Source organism: Streptococcus sp. HF-100 (assembly GCF_015594635.1).
Taxonomy (GTDB): Bacteria; Bacillota; Bacilli; order Lactobacillales; family Streptococcaceae; genus Streptococcus; species Streptococcus vaginalis.
On sequence record NZ_JADNQV010000002.1, the window covers coordinates 1 to 15,702 of the forward strand.

General features: G+C 38.7%; 14 protein-coding genes and 1 pseudogene. 8 read left to right on the forward strand and 7 right to left on the reverse strand.

Features of this window, described 5'->3' with window-relative positions:
- The 4 genes and pseudogenes from IYQ23_RS02315 to IYQ23_RS02330 form a co-directional block, all read right to left on the reverse strand.
- A pseudogene (locus IYQ23_RS02315) lies at positions 1-101 on the reverse strand (transposase); the annotation flags it as partial.
- A 66-nt stretch (positions 102-167) separates the two neighbouring features.
- Positions 168-425 (reverse strand): GIY-YIG nuclease family protein, encoded by a 258-nt coding sequence (locus IYQ23_RS02320; RefSeq protein ID WP_003031921.1) that lies wholly within the window; start codon positions 423-425, stop codon positions 168-170.
- Positions 415-1,161 carry a tRNA1(Val) (adenine(37)-N6)-methyltransferase gene (locus IYQ23_RS02325; RefSeq protein WP_195673956.1) on the reverse strand — a complete coding sequence of 249 codons (747 nt, stop codon included), beginning with the start codon at positions 1,159-1,161 and terminating at the stop codon, positions 415-417. Before IYQ23_RS02325 ends, IYQ23_RS02320 begins: the two co-directional genes overlap by 11 nt.
- Before the next feature lie 105 nt (positions 1,162-1,266).
- Complete coding sequence (locus IYQ23_RS02330) at positions 1,267-3,621, reverse strand: cation-translocating P-type ATPase (RefSeq protein WP_195673957.1); 2,355 nt, start codon at positions 3,619-3,621, stop codon at positions 1,267-1,269.
- Between the two features lie 119 nt (positions 3,622-3,740).
- Here IYQ23_RS02330 and IYQ23_RS02335 point away from each other — a divergent pair, with 119 nt between their 5' ends.
- The 6 genes from IYQ23_RS02335 to IYQ23_RS02360 all read left to right on the forward strand — a co-directional run bounded on the left by IYQ23_RS02335 (position 3,741) and on the right by IYQ23_RS02360 (position 9,452).
- Positions 3,741-4,481, forward strand: a complete 741-nt coding sequence (locus tag IYQ23_RS02335) for a lysophospholipid acyltransferase family protein (protein WP_195673958.1) — start codon at positions 3,741-3,743, stop codon at positions 4,479-4,481.
- Between the two features lie 130 nt (positions 4,482-4,611).
- A complete protein-coding gene (locus IYQ23_RS02340) occupies positions 4,612-5,253 on the forward strand; it encodes a DJ-1/PfpI family protein (RefSeq protein ID WP_195673959.1) in 642 nt (213 codons plus the stop codon).
- Positions 5,254-5,445: 192 nt separating this feature from the next.
- Complete coding sequence (locus IYQ23_RS02345) at positions 5,446-7,527, forward strand: C69 family dipeptidase (protein ID WP_195673960.1); 2,082 nt, start codon at positions 5,446-5,448, stop codon at positions 7,525-7,527.
- Between the two features lie 189 nt (positions 7,528-7,716).
- Entirely contained in the window at positions 7,717-7,992 is a 276-nt protein-coding gene (locus IYQ23_RS02350; RefSeq protein ID WP_022526312.1) for a helix-turn-helix transcriptional regulator, read from the forward strand.
- A 194-nt stretch (positions 7,993-8,186) separates the two neighbouring features.
- The gene (locus IYQ23_RS09495) at positions 8,187-8,447 is read left to right on the forward strand and encodes a DUF3169 family protein (protein ID WP_003031914.1); all 261 of its coding nucleotides are present in this window, start codon (positions 8,187-8,189) and stop codon (positions 8,445-8,447) included.
- Positions 8,448-8,750: 303 nt separating this feature from the next.
- The gene (locus tag IYQ23_RS02360; RefSeq protein ID WP_021001904.1) at positions 8,751-9,452 is read left to right on the forward strand and encodes a CPBP family intramembrane glutamic endopeptidase; all 702 of its coding nucleotides are present in this window, start codon (positions 8,751-8,753) and stop codon (positions 9,450-9,452) included.
- A gap of 126 nt (positions 9,453-9,578) precedes the next feature.
- Here IYQ23_RS02360 and nrdF read toward each other — a convergent pair whose 3' ends face one another.
- The 3 genes from nrdF to nrdH all read right to left on the reverse strand — a co-directional run bounded on the left by nrdF (position 9,579) and on the right by nrdH (position 13,163).
- Positions 9,579-10,538: a class 1b ribonucleoside-diphosphate reductase subunit beta gene (nrdF, locus tag IYQ23_RS02365; RefSeq protein ID WP_195673961.1), complete on the reverse strand. Its 960-nt coding sequence runs from the start codon at positions 10,536-10,538 to the stop codon at positions 9,579-9,581.
- Positions 10,539-10,690: 152 nt separating this feature from the next.
- Positions 10,691-12,850: a class 1b ribonucleoside-diphosphate reductase subunit alpha gene (nrdE, locus tag IYQ23_RS02370; protein ID WP_195673962.1), complete on the reverse strand. Its 2,160-nt coding sequence runs from the start codon at positions 12,848-12,850 to the stop codon at positions 10,691-10,693.
- A gap of 94 nt (positions 12,851-12,944) precedes the next feature.
- A complete protein-coding gene (nrdH, locus tag IYQ23_RS02375) occupies positions 12,945-13,163 on the reverse strand; it encodes a glutaredoxin-like protein NrdH (protein WP_003023812.1) in 219 nt (72 codons plus the stop codon).
- 397 nt (positions 13,164-13,560) lie between these two features.
- On the opposite strand from nrdH, the gene IYQ23_RS02380 reads away from it, so the two are divergent.
- Both IYQ23_RS02380 and ptsP read left to right on the forward strand, forming a co-directional pair.
- Positions 13,561-13,824 (forward strand): phosphocarrier protein HPr, encoded by a 264-nt coding sequence (locus IYQ23_RS02380; protein ID WP_003023815.1) that lies wholly within the window; start codon positions 13,561-13,563, stop codon positions 13,822-13,824.
- A 1-nt stretch (position 13,825) separates the two neighbouring features.
- Positions 13,826-15,559, forward strand: a complete 1,734-nt coding sequence (ptsP, locus tag IYQ23_RS02385; protein WP_003036105.1) for a phosphoenolpyruvate--protein phosphotransferase — start codon at positions 13,826-13,828, stop codon at positions 15,557-15,559.
- The last annotated feature ends 143 nt before the right edge of the window (positions 15,560-15,702 follow it).

The following is a 15,702-nucleotide window of genomic DNA, read 5'->3' on the forward strand; positions in this document are numbered from 1 at the left end:
GTAGAAATACGTACTCCAAATTTATTTGAGAGTTGCTTTAAGCTGATTCCTTGTTTTTTTAGTTCATAGATTTGCACTTTATCTTCATAACTCAATTTCATAATAAAATACCCCAAAAGTTAGATTTCTTCTGTCTAACTTTTGGGGTGCAGATCATCTCCCGCTTTCTACTTTTTCTTATCTGCAATATATTCTAATTTTTGTTGTCGTGTTTTTCTTTTAAAGAGGGCCTCGGCTGACATGGCAGAAGGTTTGTCGGGAAATTCTTCTTGATACAAAAGAGTAACAGGTAATCGTGCACGGGTATATTTGGCGCCTTTTCCAGCATTATGTGTGTCTACTCGTTTTTTGACATCGGTCGTATACCCTGTGTAGAGAGAGCCATCGGAACATTCCAGAACGTACATATAGGCTTTAATTTCCATAGTAAATCTCATGAATTTCTGGAGTGTAGCTGCCATCTTCATTATGAATGAAAAGCGGTGGCAGGATTTTTAGCCCGTCACGGGAACCATCTTTGATAGCTTCAATGAGGAGCATATTGGCTTCGCGATTTGCCTTTGGGTAAACAAATTGAATGCGTTTTGGTGCTAAATTGTGAGCAGTCATAGTGTCAACAATATCAAGGAATCGTTCGGGACGATGAACTATTGCTAAGCGTCCGTTGGATTTCAAGACCCGTTGGGAAATTTGACAGATTTCTTCCAGATTAGTCGCAATTTCATGCCGGGCAAGCAGATAGTATTGACTTGCGTTGAGATTAGAATGCTCATCTACTTTGAAATAAGGCGGATTGCAGAGGATCATGTCCACTTTGCTACCGTCGATATAGTGGGTGAGATATTTCAAATCATCCTGAATGATCTGCATTTGGTGGGTTAAGCCATTTAACTCAATAGAGCGCTCTGCCATATCTGCCAGTCTCTCTTGAATTTCAACTGCTATGATTTGAGCCTTGGTTCGGGTGCTTGCAAAAAGCCCAACAGCACCATTTCCGGCACAGAGGTCCACGATAAGACCACGCTTAGGTAAGTTTGGAAAGCGGGAGAGGAGCACGCTATCTACTGAATAGCTAAAGACCTCTCGATTTTGGATAATTTTGACGTCAGTAGAAAAGAGCTGATTGATTCGCTCACCGTCTTTTAAAAGAATTTCTGCCATATACCCTTATTATATCATGATGTAGAGGAAAAGAAGCAATAAAAATAAGCAGTAAGACAAAAATGTACGGTTTTTCTTACTGCTTATAGGTATTATTCTTAAGATTTATAAACTTTGCTCCCGTTTGTTCTGTATGTGTGTCACGACAATAAAAGTAATTGTAAATAAAATCATCAAAATGATATAGATTGGGAAGCTATTGCTGGTTAGAGTAGCGATTTCGATGTACTTTTGCAGGAAAACGGCTGTTCCAAAGAAGCCAATGAGTGACCAGAGGATCAGCAGAATTCGCCAGAGATTGAGTGGAAGGCAGGCACGGACAACAGATAGAAAGCCGATGGAACCTAATAAATAATAAAGCAGAGTTGAGATTTCTATTTGTGACCAGCCATGTAGTCCACCGAAAATATTGACAAATAAAACACTAAAGACGACCATTAGTCCACTTGGTAGAGCTTTGAAAATAGCTTTTTTCAGAAAGTCGGGTTCGACTGGTTTGATATTGCGCTCAAAGGTGAGGACAAAAGGTGGTAAACCTTCAACAAATTGGTCAATTAAGGTGATTTGAATGGGGATAAATGGAAAGACTAAGAGCCATTCTGCTCGACCCAGTAAGATACTGGAAATACAAATGATTGTCAAAATGAACGAATAAGTTGTTTTAATAAGGAAAATTGGTGCAATGCGGGCGATATTATTAACGACGCGGCGTCCTTCAAAGAGAATTTCAGGTACATCGTTAAAATCAGAATTGAGCAAAACGAGATTGGCAACTTGTCGGGTTGCAGGATCCCCTTCAGCCATGGCAATGGAACAGTCTGCTTCCCGTAAGGCTAGAATATCATTGACTCCGTCACCAGTCATTGCTGTGGTATGTCCTGCTTTTTTCAGGGTTTGAATGATAAGTTTCTTTTGATGAGGAGAAACGCGGCCAAAGATAGCTGTCTTTTCTGTCAACTCAATCAATTCTTGATCCGTTACTTTTGAACAGTCAACATAACTTTGGTAATTTGAAAACCCAGCTTTTGCAGCAATGTTTGATACAGTAATTGGATTGTCACCTGAGATGATTTTTAAGCCCACTTCTTGTGAGCGTAAGTATTCCAAAGTATCAGCTGCTCCGTCACGAATCGGATCTGTGATTTCTAAAATGGCAATGGGTTGAATGCTAGTTGGTAAGTGAATGTGTTTATGGTCAATGCGTTCAGGACTAATAGCTAAAGCTAGCACACGCGAACCACGCTTTTGAGCTTCCTGTGCTAGCTCAATTTCTTCATGAAAGAGCATTTCAGGCGCACCGAGAAAGACAGTACCTAAGTCCGACATTTCCATAGCTCCCCATTTACGGTCACTCGAAAATGGAATCATATTACTTGTTTGATAGTCAGTCGGAGTAGTAAATTGCTTGCGAATGGCTTGGGCAGTTGGATTATTGTCATCGCTTGCAGTGATATAAGCACTAAGAATGTCAGAGATTGCTTGTTCTGAAAAAGCTTCTGTGAGTGGGCTGAAGGTTTCAACGTGCATTTTCCCTTGTGTAATGGTGCCTGTCTTATCAAGACAGAGCATATCAACACGAGCCAATGTTTCAACGGAGTACATTTCTTGTACGAGGACTTTTCGTAAGCCCAGCTTGATGACAGCTGTTAAAAGAGAAGTAATCGTTAAAAGAGCAATTCCTTTTGGTAGCATTCCTAGAAGAGCCGTTGAGGTATTGACAACTGAGTCTTTGACAGGTAAATGTTTTACCAAGAGAGCTTCTAGAAAGAGCGCAATTCCGAAAGGGATAATGATTTTTCCTGTAAAACCTGCAATCTTGTCCATGGATTTCATAATACGAGAATTGATTGGTTTGACAGTCTTAGCCTCTAGCATCAGTTTAGAAGCATAGTTATCAGACCCAACATGGGTGATTTCAGCTACTACATGACCACTGACAAGAAAGCTTCCTGAGAGAAGCTGATCTCCAATTTCCTTTTGTACAAGGTCACTTTCTCCTGTTAACATAGCTTCGTTGACTTCTGCAAAACCATCTAAAACAGTTGCGTCACTTGGAATTTGTTCCCCTGCAGTTAAGCGAATGACATCATTTAGAACCAAATTTTCTGGATCAATAGGGGTGGTTTGCCCATCACGGATAACGTTAATTTTTTCTTTATTTAGGAGATTGAGCTTATCGACCATGTGTTTAGCGCGCAATTCGGTGACAATTCCAGAAAAAGCATTAAAGCAGATAACAGCGAAGAAAACTAAGTTGCTCCATGCTTGAACAGAAACGAGAGCGACAGCGATTGCAAAATTTAACGCATTAAATAGCGTAAAAACATTACGCTTGATGATTTGCCAAGTGCTGATACTTGTATTGACTGTAAAATCATTAGTGAGTCCTTGTGTAATTTTTTCTTGGACTTGCTGGTGGGTTAATCCCGTAAATTCTTTCGTGTTCATGAGGATAATCATACCATTTTTTTAGTAAAATTTCTAATAGAATCCATTCAGCTGTAACAGTTTTAAAGCAAAAAAAGTTTGCGAGTGGGCATTGGATAAGGTATAATGAAAAGGATAAGAAGGGAGAGCCTATGTTTTATAGATATTTAAGAAGATTGGTGATGTTGATTTTATGGGCTTTAAATGGTAATGCGCACTACCATCATTTGGGGAATATTCCGGATCAAGAGGAAAATTATATTTTGGTAGCACCGCACCGTACCTGGTGGGATCCTGTTTATATGGCTTTTGCGACCAGACCTAAGCAATTCATCTTTATGGCAAAAAAAGAACTATTTAAAAATCGCGTTTTCGGTTGGTGGATTCGCATGTGTGGTGCCTTTCCGATTGACCGTGAAAATCCAGGAGCATCTGCTATTAAATACCCTGTCAAGATGTTGAAATCAAGCGATCGTTCTTTGATTATGTTTCCAAGTGGAAGTCGGCATTCGACAGATGTGAAAGGTGGCGTTGCACTGATTGCTAAAATGGCAAAGGTACGCATTCTTCCAGTTGTTTATGTAGGACCGATGAGCCTGAAAGGTTTAGCAAAAGGCGAACGTGTAGACATGGATTTTGGACAACCTATTGATATTTCAGACATCAAAAAGATGAATGATGAAGGCGTGGAAGAAGTAGCACGTCGTATTCAGACAGAATTTGATCGTTTAGATGCCGAAGTAGCAGCTCTTGAAGTGAAAAAAAGTCCAAATATATTATTGCTGTTGCCACGTTTGATTGCCCTCTTACTATCCCTTGTTGTTGGCTTATTGACATTTGCTTTTAGTTTTATCGCAAGCTTTGTTTGGAATCCTGAAAAGCATAGAAAATAAAATCTCTTATGAAGGATGATAACTATACGCCTATCTGGATAGCAGCAATCGTACAGAATGAAATGGAATTTGTATATCTGGCAAAGCAAGTGTAGCAAACATCTGATCTATGTTTCTAAAAGGAGCCTCTATGAAAATAGCAGTTTTACTGTATCCATCATGCTCATTGCAGGAAATCACAACTTTGACATCCATTCTTTGTCTTTCTTTTGGACAATCTTTGGATTATCTTGCTTCAGAAAAGAAAGTCTATACGAGTGAAGAAGGTTTGCAAGTTATTCCAGATTTTACTTTTTCAGAAATGCAAAGCGTAAAGTATGATTGTATCATATTGCCAGGCACACTAGAGCCATTTGTTAGCCTTTATGATTCTAGACTCATCTCTTTTTTGAAAAATGTAGATATCAAGCGAACAATAGTAGTTGCTATTTCTTCGTCACCTATGTTTTTGGGAAAAGCTGGTTTATTGAGAAATCGATATTATACAGGTGGTTTATATATGGAGTTGGTAGACTATTTTTCTTTTTTGGAAAAAGAAAACATGCTCCATCAGCCTGTTGTAAAAGACAAGAATGTTATTACAGCCATTGGATTTGCCTATGTAGAATTTACCCAGACCGTTTTGGATACTTTAGGATTAGAATTACCGAGCAATTTCTTTTTGAGAAAAAATTTCTACAGCCCAGAGGAATTAACTTATCATTTAGAAGCAAGCGATTACCAAAAAATACTGCAAAAGATTTCACAATATGAACGATGTACCCAGGAATGATTTCCTGGTTTTTTACTATGAATTTTAAGATATAAGGAACCAAAACACACAAAACTTGCATGAAAGCGCTTGCTAAAATAGATTTAAAATAGTATACTAAATTTAAGGTATACGGTTTTAAAAAGGTAATAAGAGTGATGCTCACTCTTAAAAGTTGATGTATTCAACATGCAATCATAAAAGGAGAAATATATGAAAAAATTGATTTTTCGCTTAACAATTCTGTTATCTGCTCTTATTCTCTTTCCTTTTCAAGCAGTAGAAGCCTGTACAGGTTTTATTGTTGGAAAGAACTTGACAGCAGATGGTTCGACTTTGTATGGTCGTACAGAGGATTTGGAGCCTAATCATAACAAAGTCTTTAAAGTTCATCCAGCCAAGGACAATCAAGCGGGAGAAAAGCTGATTGATGAAGCCAATGGCTTTGAATGGCAATTACCCGCACATAGCTATAAATATACTTCTGTTTCGGACGTTACACCCAAAGAAGGTATTTTTGATGAAGTAGGCTTCAATGAACATGGAGTTTCCATTTCTGCTACAGTATCAGCTAAGGCGAATAAAGCTATCCAGAAAGTTGATCCTTATGTGGAAAAAGGTTTAGCAGAATCCATTATGACAACGGTTGTTTTGCCACATGTAAAAACAGCTCGTGAAGGTGTGGAACTCATTGCAGAGATTGTCAAAAAACAAGGTGCTGCTGAAGGGAACATTGTGACAATTGCAGATAAGACAGGTGTCTGGTACATGGAAATCTTATCTGGTCATCAATATGTTGCCATTAAATATCCAGACGACAAATATAGTATTTTCCCTAACACCTTCTTCTTAGGAAGTGTTGATTTTAATGATAAGGAAAATGTCATTGCTTCAGAAAATGTGGAAAAAGTAGCACGAGATGCAAATTCCTACAAGGAAATCAATGGCAAGTTCCATATTTCCCAATCTTACAATCCGCCAATGGCAGAAGCTGATCGTTCACGGGCTTGGGCTGGTATTAAGGCTTTGAACCCAGACGCACCAGTCAATTATGATGATAAATATTTTGATTTGTTGCAATCTAGCAATAAGAAAATCAACGTTGCAGATGTGATGCGGATGCAGCGGAACCGTTTTGAAGGAACGCAATTTAAACCCCTTGACCAAATGGAATTGGACGGGAAGGGCATTCCTCAGCGTGGAAAAGTAGATCCAGTCTATAAATATCCTCTTGGCAATCCAAACGTAATGGAAGCGCACATTTTCCAATTGAAAGATAATATCCCTGCTAGCATGGGTGGTGGCACAATGTGGCTTTCTGTTGGTAGTCCTCGTTTCGCTCCATACCTACCATATTATGGAAATATTACCAATACGTATTCAGCTTACCAAGTTGATACAACGAAGTACGACAAAAATTCGTGGTACTGGGTTGCGTCACACATTTACGATATGGCAGCCAAACATCAAAAATTATTTGGCAATAGCATTCAAGAAAAATGGAAAGCTTTGGAAGCACGATTGATTGAAGAACAAGCCAAATTAGATGAACAATACGCAGCTGCAGGTGGAGCTTCGTCAGAAGAAGTGACTGCGTCTAGTATGGCGCGTGCAGAGGAAGTCTTTAAAGAAATGAAAGCTCTAGAAGCTGAAATGGAAGAAAAGATTAAAAATGAGCAAACGCCACCAAGCTCTAGCTCAGAACCATCTTCAAGTACAAGTGAGTCATCTTCAACTTCGTCTACATCTCAATCTTCGTCAAGTACAAACGAAACTTCTACATCTAGTTCATCAGATGTTGAAAAACCAAAACCAAACGAAACTTCTGATACCTTAGTGGATACAGCTACAGGTGTTCGTTTGCAAAATGCAGATTTAGTAAAGGCTAATCTCAAATTAGCAGTTAAAAAGACAATTGAAGAAAATGCAGATAGCTATGATATTACTTTGACCAATCCAAAAGGTGAAGCAGTGTCACAAGTTAGCTCCACATTAGTGACAGTACCAGTGAAACAAGGTGCTACGGTGGAATCTGTTTATGCTATGAAAGATGGTAAACAAGCAGAAAAATTTGATTTTGTTCTCAACAAAGACCAAACGATTAGCTTTAAAACAACACACTTCTCTACTTACAAAGTGAATTATAAAGTTGTTAAAGAAGCGCCAAAACAAAATAGACGTGGCTTCCTTCCGTCAACTGGTGAAAAAGTAACCTTCCTTGGTTTAGTAGGAATTGTCATTTTAGGAGTTGTCATCTTCATCTTAGCAAAACGTTCAAAAAAGAATAATGACTAGTTGAAGTAAGAAAATCAACATCATGTTGAAGGGATTCCCTCAAAGTTAGGTACAAACTAATTTTGGGGGATTTTTATATAAGTTGGATAAATTTCTACATTGAATTGACAATGATAATGTTATTTTTGACAATAATAGTTGTCAAAATGACACGAATGAGTTACAATAGAGATGAAAGGAGAGGAGCATATGAAGCTGGAAAATCGATTAAAAGAACTTCGAGCGCGAGATAGGTTGAATCAAACAGAGTTGGCTAAAAAAGCAGGAGTTTCTCGACAAACCGTCAGTTTGATTGAGCGGGGAGAGTATGCTCCGTCTGTCATCATTGCCTTGAAGATTGCACATATTTTTGGTGAAAACGTAGAAAATGTATTTTATCTAAAGGAGAATAGCGATGAAAAAATGGATGAAAATTATCGGTTTACTAGTAGTGAGTATTTTGCTAGGAATTTTTGTAGCAAATAGTTGGCTCGGAAATTTCCATTTTCCAACTTTTTTAAATAGTACACTTTTCGGGTGGATTATTCGTGTGCTCAATCTGCTTTTATTCTGCATGACAATTTATTTACTACAGTCTAGTCGGACAATTCAAAGGCAGTCATATTCTATATGGACAATATTGTCTCCAAAAGACAATTGAGTAGGTTCGGCATTTTAAATTGCCAATCGTTACATTTCCTGAAGATGTTTTAGCCTTGATGAAGACCTATGATGAAGCAGAAAGAGAAGCACATTATGAGCAGAGCTTTAAGATTCTTTTTCAGTTAAATCAGTTCATTTTGCCAGCGTTCTACATCCTCCTGTTTACTATTTCGCTTCTATTACGTGAAGTTCAATACCTTCCTATTGCAATCGTGGTCTTTATCCACCTCTACATCAATGTAGTAAATATTTCTATGATAAAGAAATACTTTAAATAAGGCTGGTCAAAAAGTATCTCTGACTCTATCTCATTTAGTGATAAGCGAATAGCACAATAGGTGATTGCTCAAAGCATTGCTTTGAGGTGGCGGATAGGGCTTGCGAAGCAAGTCTCAAACCTGTTCGCTTTTCAAGCTAGAAAGAACACTTTTGACGAAAACTCTGTTTTCTTTATCCACCGCCTCAACAGTCAGGGAGACTGTTGAGCAGTCTTGCATGTAGGGAACTACGAACTTAAATTTTTCAAGATAAGTTCTGTCCCAATCTTATGAAACATAACTAGTTATACGAGGAGCATTTTAATGAAAAAAATAGCCCATCTTGGACTTGGAATTTTAAAATTATTGGGACTGATTGTGTTAGTCATGGCTATCAATGGCATTCCTATGTTGTTTCTAGCTAGAGGGCAAGATTTGCCCGTGTATATAGAAATTTTACTGGTGTTAGCCTACCTTGTGCTCGTGTTTTTTGCTATCCGCACTTTATGGAGGAGATACCAAACACACATCTCAAAAGACGTCAAAGTTCTGTCGTTTTCTTGGGGAGATTTTGGAAAAGCCTTGTTATTCTTTTTAGTGGCGAGAGTGGTAGCAGTAGTTGGAACTTATCTAAATATTCTTTTAACAGGACAAAGTACGACCAGCAACGATAACGCTTTACAAAGTCTAGGAAAAATTATGTCTGTTAATCATATCTTTTTTGCTCTGTTATATGTAGTAACTGTTGCAATAATAGCTCCGGTGATTGAAGAATTAGTATTCCGTGGTTTTGCGACAATCTTTTTCTTTGAGAAAGATCAAAAAATATCAGCAGCCATCATAACATCTATCATTTTTGCACTTCCTCATATTTCAAAATGGACAGAGTTTCCACTTTATTTTGCCATGGGATTAGTGCTTTATGCTGCCTTTGCACGTCGAGGAAATCTCAAGGATTCAATAGCTGTGCATATTTTAAACAACACACCAGCAGCTCTCGTTATGCTGCTTACGATGTTTCAATAGTGGTTTAAAAATGGCAAATCATTCATAATTTAAAATCAAAAACACGAAAGGAGTAGTACCACTTATTGTTGGTATGTCCCATTCGTGTTTTTGTGTTATTAGATGTTATTTTTGTTAATTGATATTTTATAACCCGTAATTATAATCATCATCTTGCATGGCTTCAACTTCACCAAGAAGATAACCGTTTCCGACTTGAGAAAAGAAGTCATGGTTAGAGGTTCCAGTTGAAATACCATTCATGACAATCGGATTGACGTCATCAGCTGTATCAGGGAAAAGTGGGTCTTGACCAAGATTCATCAGAGCTTTATTAGCATTATACCGAAGGAAAGTTTTGACTTCTTCTGTCCATCCGACACCGTCATATAAGGTTTCTGTGTAGCCTTCTTCATTTTCATAGAGGGTATAGAGCAGATTGTACATCCATTCTCGGAATGTTTCTTGTTCTTCTTCTGGCAATTCGTTAAAGCCTAACTGGAATTTATAACCGATATACGTTCCGTGGACAGATTCGTCACGGATAATCAATTTGATGATTTCAGCTACATTGGCCAACTTGTTATTTCCAAGATAGTAGAGCGGAGTAAAGAAACCAGAGTAGAAGAGGAAGGTTTCCAGAAAGACACTGGCAACCTTCTTTTCAAGAGCATTTCCATTGAGGTAAATCTCGTTGATAATTTCTGCTTTCTTTTGCAAATAAGGATTTGTATTGGTCCATTCAAAAATTTCGTCAATTTCTGATTTCGTGTTAAGGGTTGAGAAAATAGATGAATACGACTTGGCATGAACAGACTCCATGAATTGGATGTTATTCAACACAGCCTCTTCATGAGGTGTGCGAATATCTCCTCGGATAGCTTCGACACCTGATTGAGATTGCATCGTATCCAATAATGTTAATCCGCCGAAGACCTTACCAACAAGGTCTTTTTCTTCAGGTGATAATTTTCTCCAGTCATCCAAATCGTTGGAGAGGGGAATTCGCGTATCGAGCCAGAATTGCTCGGTCAGCTTTTCCCAAGTGGACTTGTCAATGACATCTTCAATGGCATTCCAATTTATGGCTTTGTAATAGGTTTTCATGTTGATTACTTTCTTTTATTCCAGTTGATTTTTATCGTTTACAGATAGTTTAAATTTGTTCTGAAAGGATTTTAGAAACTTTATATAATACAAAAGAATCTCGCTCATAGCAGTTGTTGTGCTAACATAAACAAGAGAAATTTTAATCCTCGTTAAATCACACAACTTTCACACTGATTCGCTCCAACTTCGCCGCCATCATCTGTAAAGGTGCGGACATAGTAGATTGATTTAATGCCCTTGTTAAAGGCGTAGTTGCGCAGGATAGACAGATCGCGCGTGGTTTGTTTGCTTTCAGTTTTCCATTCGTAGAGTCCCTGTGGAATGTCGCTACGCATAAAGAGGGTCAGAGATAATCCTTGATCCACGTGCTCAGTCGCTGCTGCATAGACATCAATGACCTTGCGCATGTCCATATCATAAGCGCTGGTGTAGTAAGGAATCGTCTCAGTTGATAGACCAGCTGCTGGATAGTATATTTTTCCAATTTTCTTTTCTTGGCGTTCTTCGATGCGTTGCGTAATAGGGTGGATAGAAGCAGATACATCATTGATATAGCTGATAGAGCCATTCGGTGCAACAGCTAAGCGATTTTGGTGATAAAGACCGTCTGTCATGACTTTTTCGCGTAGCTCAGTCCAATCTTTAGCAGAAGGGATAAAGATATTTTCAAAGAGTTTTTTAACTCGGTCAGATTTCGGTACAAATTCACCAGTCACATATTTGTCAAAGTAGCAACCATTTGCATAATCAGATTTTTCAAAGTTATGGAAAACCACCCCACGCTCGCGGGCGATGTTATTGGATTCTACTAAGGTCCAGTAGTTCATCAGCATAAAGTAAATGCTGGTAAACTCAACAGACTCAGCTGAACCGTATGCAATCAATTGTTGAGCCAGATAGCTGTGCAATCCCATGGCGCCTAGCCCGAAGGTGTGAGCTAAGCTATTGCCATGATCAATAGTCGGAACAGCTTTGATGTGAGAGCTATCTGTAACAAACGTCAGCGCCCGCGTCATGGTTCGGATAGACTTACCGAAATCTGGTGAAGTCATCATATTGACCACATTGGTAGAGCCGAGATTGCAAGAAACATCTGTTCCTAAACGAACGAATTCTTGAGCGTCATTCAAGAGACTGGGTTCTTGTACTTGCAGGATTTCGGAGCAGAGATTGCTCATGATAATCTTGCCGTCTACTGGATTCGCACGATTAGCAGTGTCAATATTAACTACATAAGGATAGCCAGATTCCTGCTGCAACTTGGAAATCTCAGTTTCTAAATCACGAGCTTTAATTTTCGTTTTATTAATCTTAGGGTTGGCAACCAATTCGTCATATTTTTCAGTAATATCAATATAAGCAAATGGGACACCGTACTCGCGTTCAATAGAGTAAGGACTGAAGAGGTACATTTCCTCATTCTTACGAGCTAATTCGTAAAATTTATCTGGAATGACAACTCCTAAAGAAAGAGTTTTAACCCGAACTTTTTCGTCAGCATTTTCTTTCTTTGTAGAAAGGAAAGCGATGATATCTGGGTGGAAGACATTGAGGTAAACAACCCCGGCTCCCTGACGTTGCCCCAGCTGGTTAGAGTAAGAGAAGCTGTCCTCAAACAGTTTCATCACTGGTACAACACCAGAAGCAGCCCCTTCATACCCTTTGATGGGAGCACCTGCTTCACGCAGGTTACTGAGAGAGATCCCAACGCCACCACCGATACGAGATAGCTGCAGAGCAGAGTTAATGGAGCGGCCGATAGAGTTCATATCATCTGTTACTTGGATGAGGAAGCAAGAAACTAGTTCACCGCGACGGGCACGTCCTGCATTGAGGAAGCTTGGTGTAGCCGGTTGATAGCGCTGGTGAATAATTTCATTGGCAATATCCTTGGCGATTGCTTCATTACCGTTGGCAAAATAGAGCGCATTGAAAAGAACGCGGTCTTCCATGCTTTCAAGGTAATATTCACCGTCATTTGTTTTGAGAGCGTATTGATTGTAGAATTTATAAGCTGCCATGAAAGATTTAAAATGAAAATCTTGTTCACGAATGAAAGCAGCCAGTTCTTCAATGTATTCAGGTGAATAAAGCTGGATGAATTCTTTTTCTAGATAGTTTTCTTGAATTAAATAGTGAATTTTTTCTGTGATAGAAGAGAATTTTTTCGTATTTGGTTCAACATTTTCTTTAAAGAATGCTTCCAAGGCTTCCTTATCTTTGTGAAGCATAATCTGTCCGTTGATTGGACGGTTGATTTCGTTATTCAGACGGAAATACGTCACGTCTTCGAGTTGTTTAAGTCCCATATTGTTCCTTTTCTAAATGATTGAATTGTTTTGCAAAAGAAAGAGCTTCTATGGTTTATAGAAGCGGCTGGATAGCTCTATGATTACAACAATTTTATGATAATTTTTTCAATTTACCTGGTTGAAAACCGGAAAATGCTTCCGTTGGAGTTTGAACGACTGGAGCAGCATTAAAGCCTAAGCTTTTCACATGATCGATGTATTCAGGCTGTTCGTCCAAATTGATTTCACGATATTCTACATGGTTAGTGTCTAAGAAGCGTTTTGTCATTTTACATTGAACGCAATTATTTTTTGAGTAAATAGTTACCATAATGAACTCCTAATTTCTTTAAATTCAGTATGGAATTAGTATATCCAAAGCAGGGAATTTTGTCAACTATTATGTTCTAAATATTGTGTTTTGTTTTGGGGTTTTAAATACCATGATACTAGATATAGTGTTTTCTTGGAAAAAGAAAAAGATAGAATGAACTCCTGTTTTGGGCTTCGTTAGACTAAGCTTTCCTTAGGGAACAATGGATTAAAAATGTGTCAATCAATTGGACAGTGAAAATCTCGTTTTAATGAAATTTCAGTAATTCTCATAAAAAAGACTTGCTGAATACACATAAAATTCTTGAAAAAATTTTACAAAGATGTTATAATCTAGAATTGTAAGGGTTATCACATGAGACCCCAAAAAGATTACATTAAAGGAGAGTCAAACTATGGCTTCTAAAGATTTCCACATTGTGGCAGAAACAGGTATTCACGCACGTCCAGCAACTTTGTTAGTTCAAACTGCTAGCAAATTTGCTTCAGATATTACTCTTGAATACAAAGGTAAATCAGTAAACCTCAAATCAATCATGGGTGTTATGAGCCTTGGTGTTGGTCAAGGGGCTGATGTAACAATTACTGCAGAAGGTGCAGACGCTGATGATGCAATTGTAGCAATCGCAGAAACAATGACAAAAGAAGGATTGGCTTAACATGACAGAAATGCTAAAAGGAATTGCAGCATCTGATGGTGTTGCTGTTGCTAAGGCATATCTACTTGTTCAACCGGATTTATCATTTGAGACTGCTTCAGTCGAAGATACAAATGCAGAAGAGGCTCGTTTGGATGTAGCTCTTGAAGCTTCACAGAACGAGCTTTCTGTTATCCGTGAGAAAGCAGTAGAAAGCCTTGGAGAAGAAGCAGCTCAAGTATTTGATGCTCACTTAATGGTACTTTCTGACCCAGAAATGATTGGTCAGATTAAAGAAACAATTCGTGCAAAAAAAGTGAATGCTGAAGCAGGTCTGAAAGAAGTAACAGACATGTTCATCACTCTCTTTGAAAATATGGAAGATAACCCATACATGCAAGAACGTGCAGCAGACATTCGCGACGTGACCAAACGTGTGTTGGCTCACTTGCTTGGTGTACGCTTGCCAAACCCTGCTATGATCAATGAAGAAGTGGTTGTGATTGCTCACGACTTGACTCCTTCTGATACCGCTCAATTAGATAAAAACTTTGTTAAAGCTTTTGTAACCAACATTGGTGGACGTACAAGTCACTCAGCTATTATGGCTCGTACTCTTGAAATTGCTGCGGTTCTTGGAACAAATAACATTACCGAATTAGTAAAAGACGGTGATACAGTTGCTGTGAATGGAATTACTGGTGAGGTTATTATCAATCCAACAGAAGAACAAGTTGCAACCTTTAAAGCAGCGGGTGAAGCCTATGCAAAACAAAAAGCTGAATGGGATTTACTGAAAGATGCTGAAACAGTAACAGCTGACGGAAAACATTTTGAACTGGCTGCAAACATCGGTACACCAAAAGATGTTGAAGGTGTCAACGCTAATGGCGCTGAAGCTGTCGGACTTTACCGTACTGAATTCCTTTACATGGATTCCCAAGATTTCCCAACAGAAGATGAGCAGTATGAAGCTTATAAGGCTGTTTTGGAAGGCATGAATGGTAAGCCAGTTGTTGTCCGTACAATGGATATCGGTGGCGACAAAGAACTTCCTTACTTTGATTTACCAAAAGAAATGAATCCGTTCCTTGGATTCCGTGCTCTTCGTATTTCTATTTCTGAAACAGGCAATGCAATGTTCCGCACACAATTACGTGCACTGTTGCGTGCATCTGTGCATGGACAATTGCGTATCATGTTCCCAATGGTTGCTTTGTTGACTGAATTCCGTGCAGCAAAGGGCATTTTGGAAGAAGAAAAAGCTAAATTGCTTGCAGAAGGTGTGGCAGTTGCGGACAATATTCAAGTTGGTATCATGATTGAAATTCCAGCGGCAGCAATGCTCGCTGACCAATTTGCAAAAGAAGTTGACTTCTTCTCAATTGGTACCAATGACTTGATTCAATACACAATGGCTGCTGATCGTATGAACGAACAAGTTTCCTATCTTTACCAACCATATAACCCATCTATCCTTCGCTTAGTGGATCGAGTGGTCAAAGCTGCTCACGCTGAAGGCAAGTGGGCTGGTATGTGTGGTGAAATGGCAGGTGACCAAACTGCTGTTCCACTTCTAGTTGGTATCGGTCTGGATGAGTTCTCAATGAGTGCAACATCTGTTCTTCGTACACGTAGCTTGATGAAGAAATTGGATACGAAGAAGATGCAAGAACTTGCTCAACGTGCTCTTACAGAATGTGCAACGATGGAAGAAGTTCTTGAACTTGAAAAAGAATATCTTGATTTTGAATAATATCGAAACGGAGACCATGGTCAATTAAGACAATTGGAATCTCAATTACTGAAAGAGGGCGTTGTTGTCCTCTTTTTTATATTGCAGATAATTTAGGTTTTCCATGCTCCTTTTCACTTCCTTTTGGTCATTTCTGCTATAAT

What these genes read in the sequence shown, in the direction of transcription:
- IYQ23_RS02345 (WP_195673960.1), top strand. Translation starts at nt 5,446, where the DNA reads ATGAAAAAATTGATTTTTCGCTTAACAATTCTGTTATCTGCTCTTATT.
- nrdE (WP_195673962.1), bottom strand. Translation starts at nt 12,850, where the DNA reads ATGGGACTTAAACAACTCGAAGACGTGACGTATTTCCGTCTGAATAAC.
- IYQ23_RS02360 (WP_021001904.1), top strand. Translation starts at nt 8,751, where the DNA reads ATGAAAAAAATAGCCCATCTTGGACTTGGAATTTTAAAATTATTGGGA.
- IYQ23_RS02380 (WP_003023815.1), top strand. Translation starts at nt 13,561, where the DNA reads ATGGCTTCTAAAGATTTCCACATTGTGGCAGAAACAGGTATTCACGCA.
- IYQ23_RS02340 (WP_195673959.1), top strand. Translation starts at nt 4,612, where the DNA reads ATGAAAATAGCAGTTTTACTGTATCCATCATGCTCATTGCAGGAAATC.
- ptsP (WP_003036105.1), top strand. Translation starts at nt 13,826, where the DNA reads ATGACAGAAATGCTAAAAGGAATTGCAGCATCTGATGGTGTTGCTGTT.
- nrdF (WP_195673961.1), bottom strand. Translation starts at nt 10,538, where the DNA reads ATGAAAACCTATTACAAAGCCATAAATTGGAATGCCATTGAAGATGTC.
- IYQ23_RS02335 (WP_195673958.1), top strand. Translation starts at nt 3,741, where the DNA reads ATGTTTTATAGATATTTAAGAAGATTGGTGATGTTGATTTTATGGGCT.
- IYQ23_RS02320 (WP_003031921.1), bottom strand. Translation starts at nt 425, where the DNA reads ATGGAAATTAAAGCCTATATGTACGTTCTGGAATGTTCCGATGGCTCT.
- nrdH (WP_003023812.1), bottom strand. Translation starts at nt 13,163, where the DNA reads ATGGTAACTATTTACTCAAAAAATAATTGCGTTCAATGTAAAATGACA.
- IYQ23_RS02350 (WP_022526312.1), top strand. Translation starts at nt 7,717, where the DNA reads ATGAAGCTGGAAAATCGATTAAAAGAACTTCGAGCGCGAGATAGGTTG.
- IYQ23_RS02325 (WP_195673956.1), bottom strand. Translation starts at nt 1,161, where the DNA reads ATGGCAGAAATTCTTTTAAAAGACGGTGAGCGAATCAATCAGCTCTTT.
- IYQ23_RS02330 (WP_195673957.1), bottom strand. Translation starts at nt 3,621, where the DNA reads ATGATTATCCTCATGAACACGAAAGAATTTACGGGATTAACCCACCAG.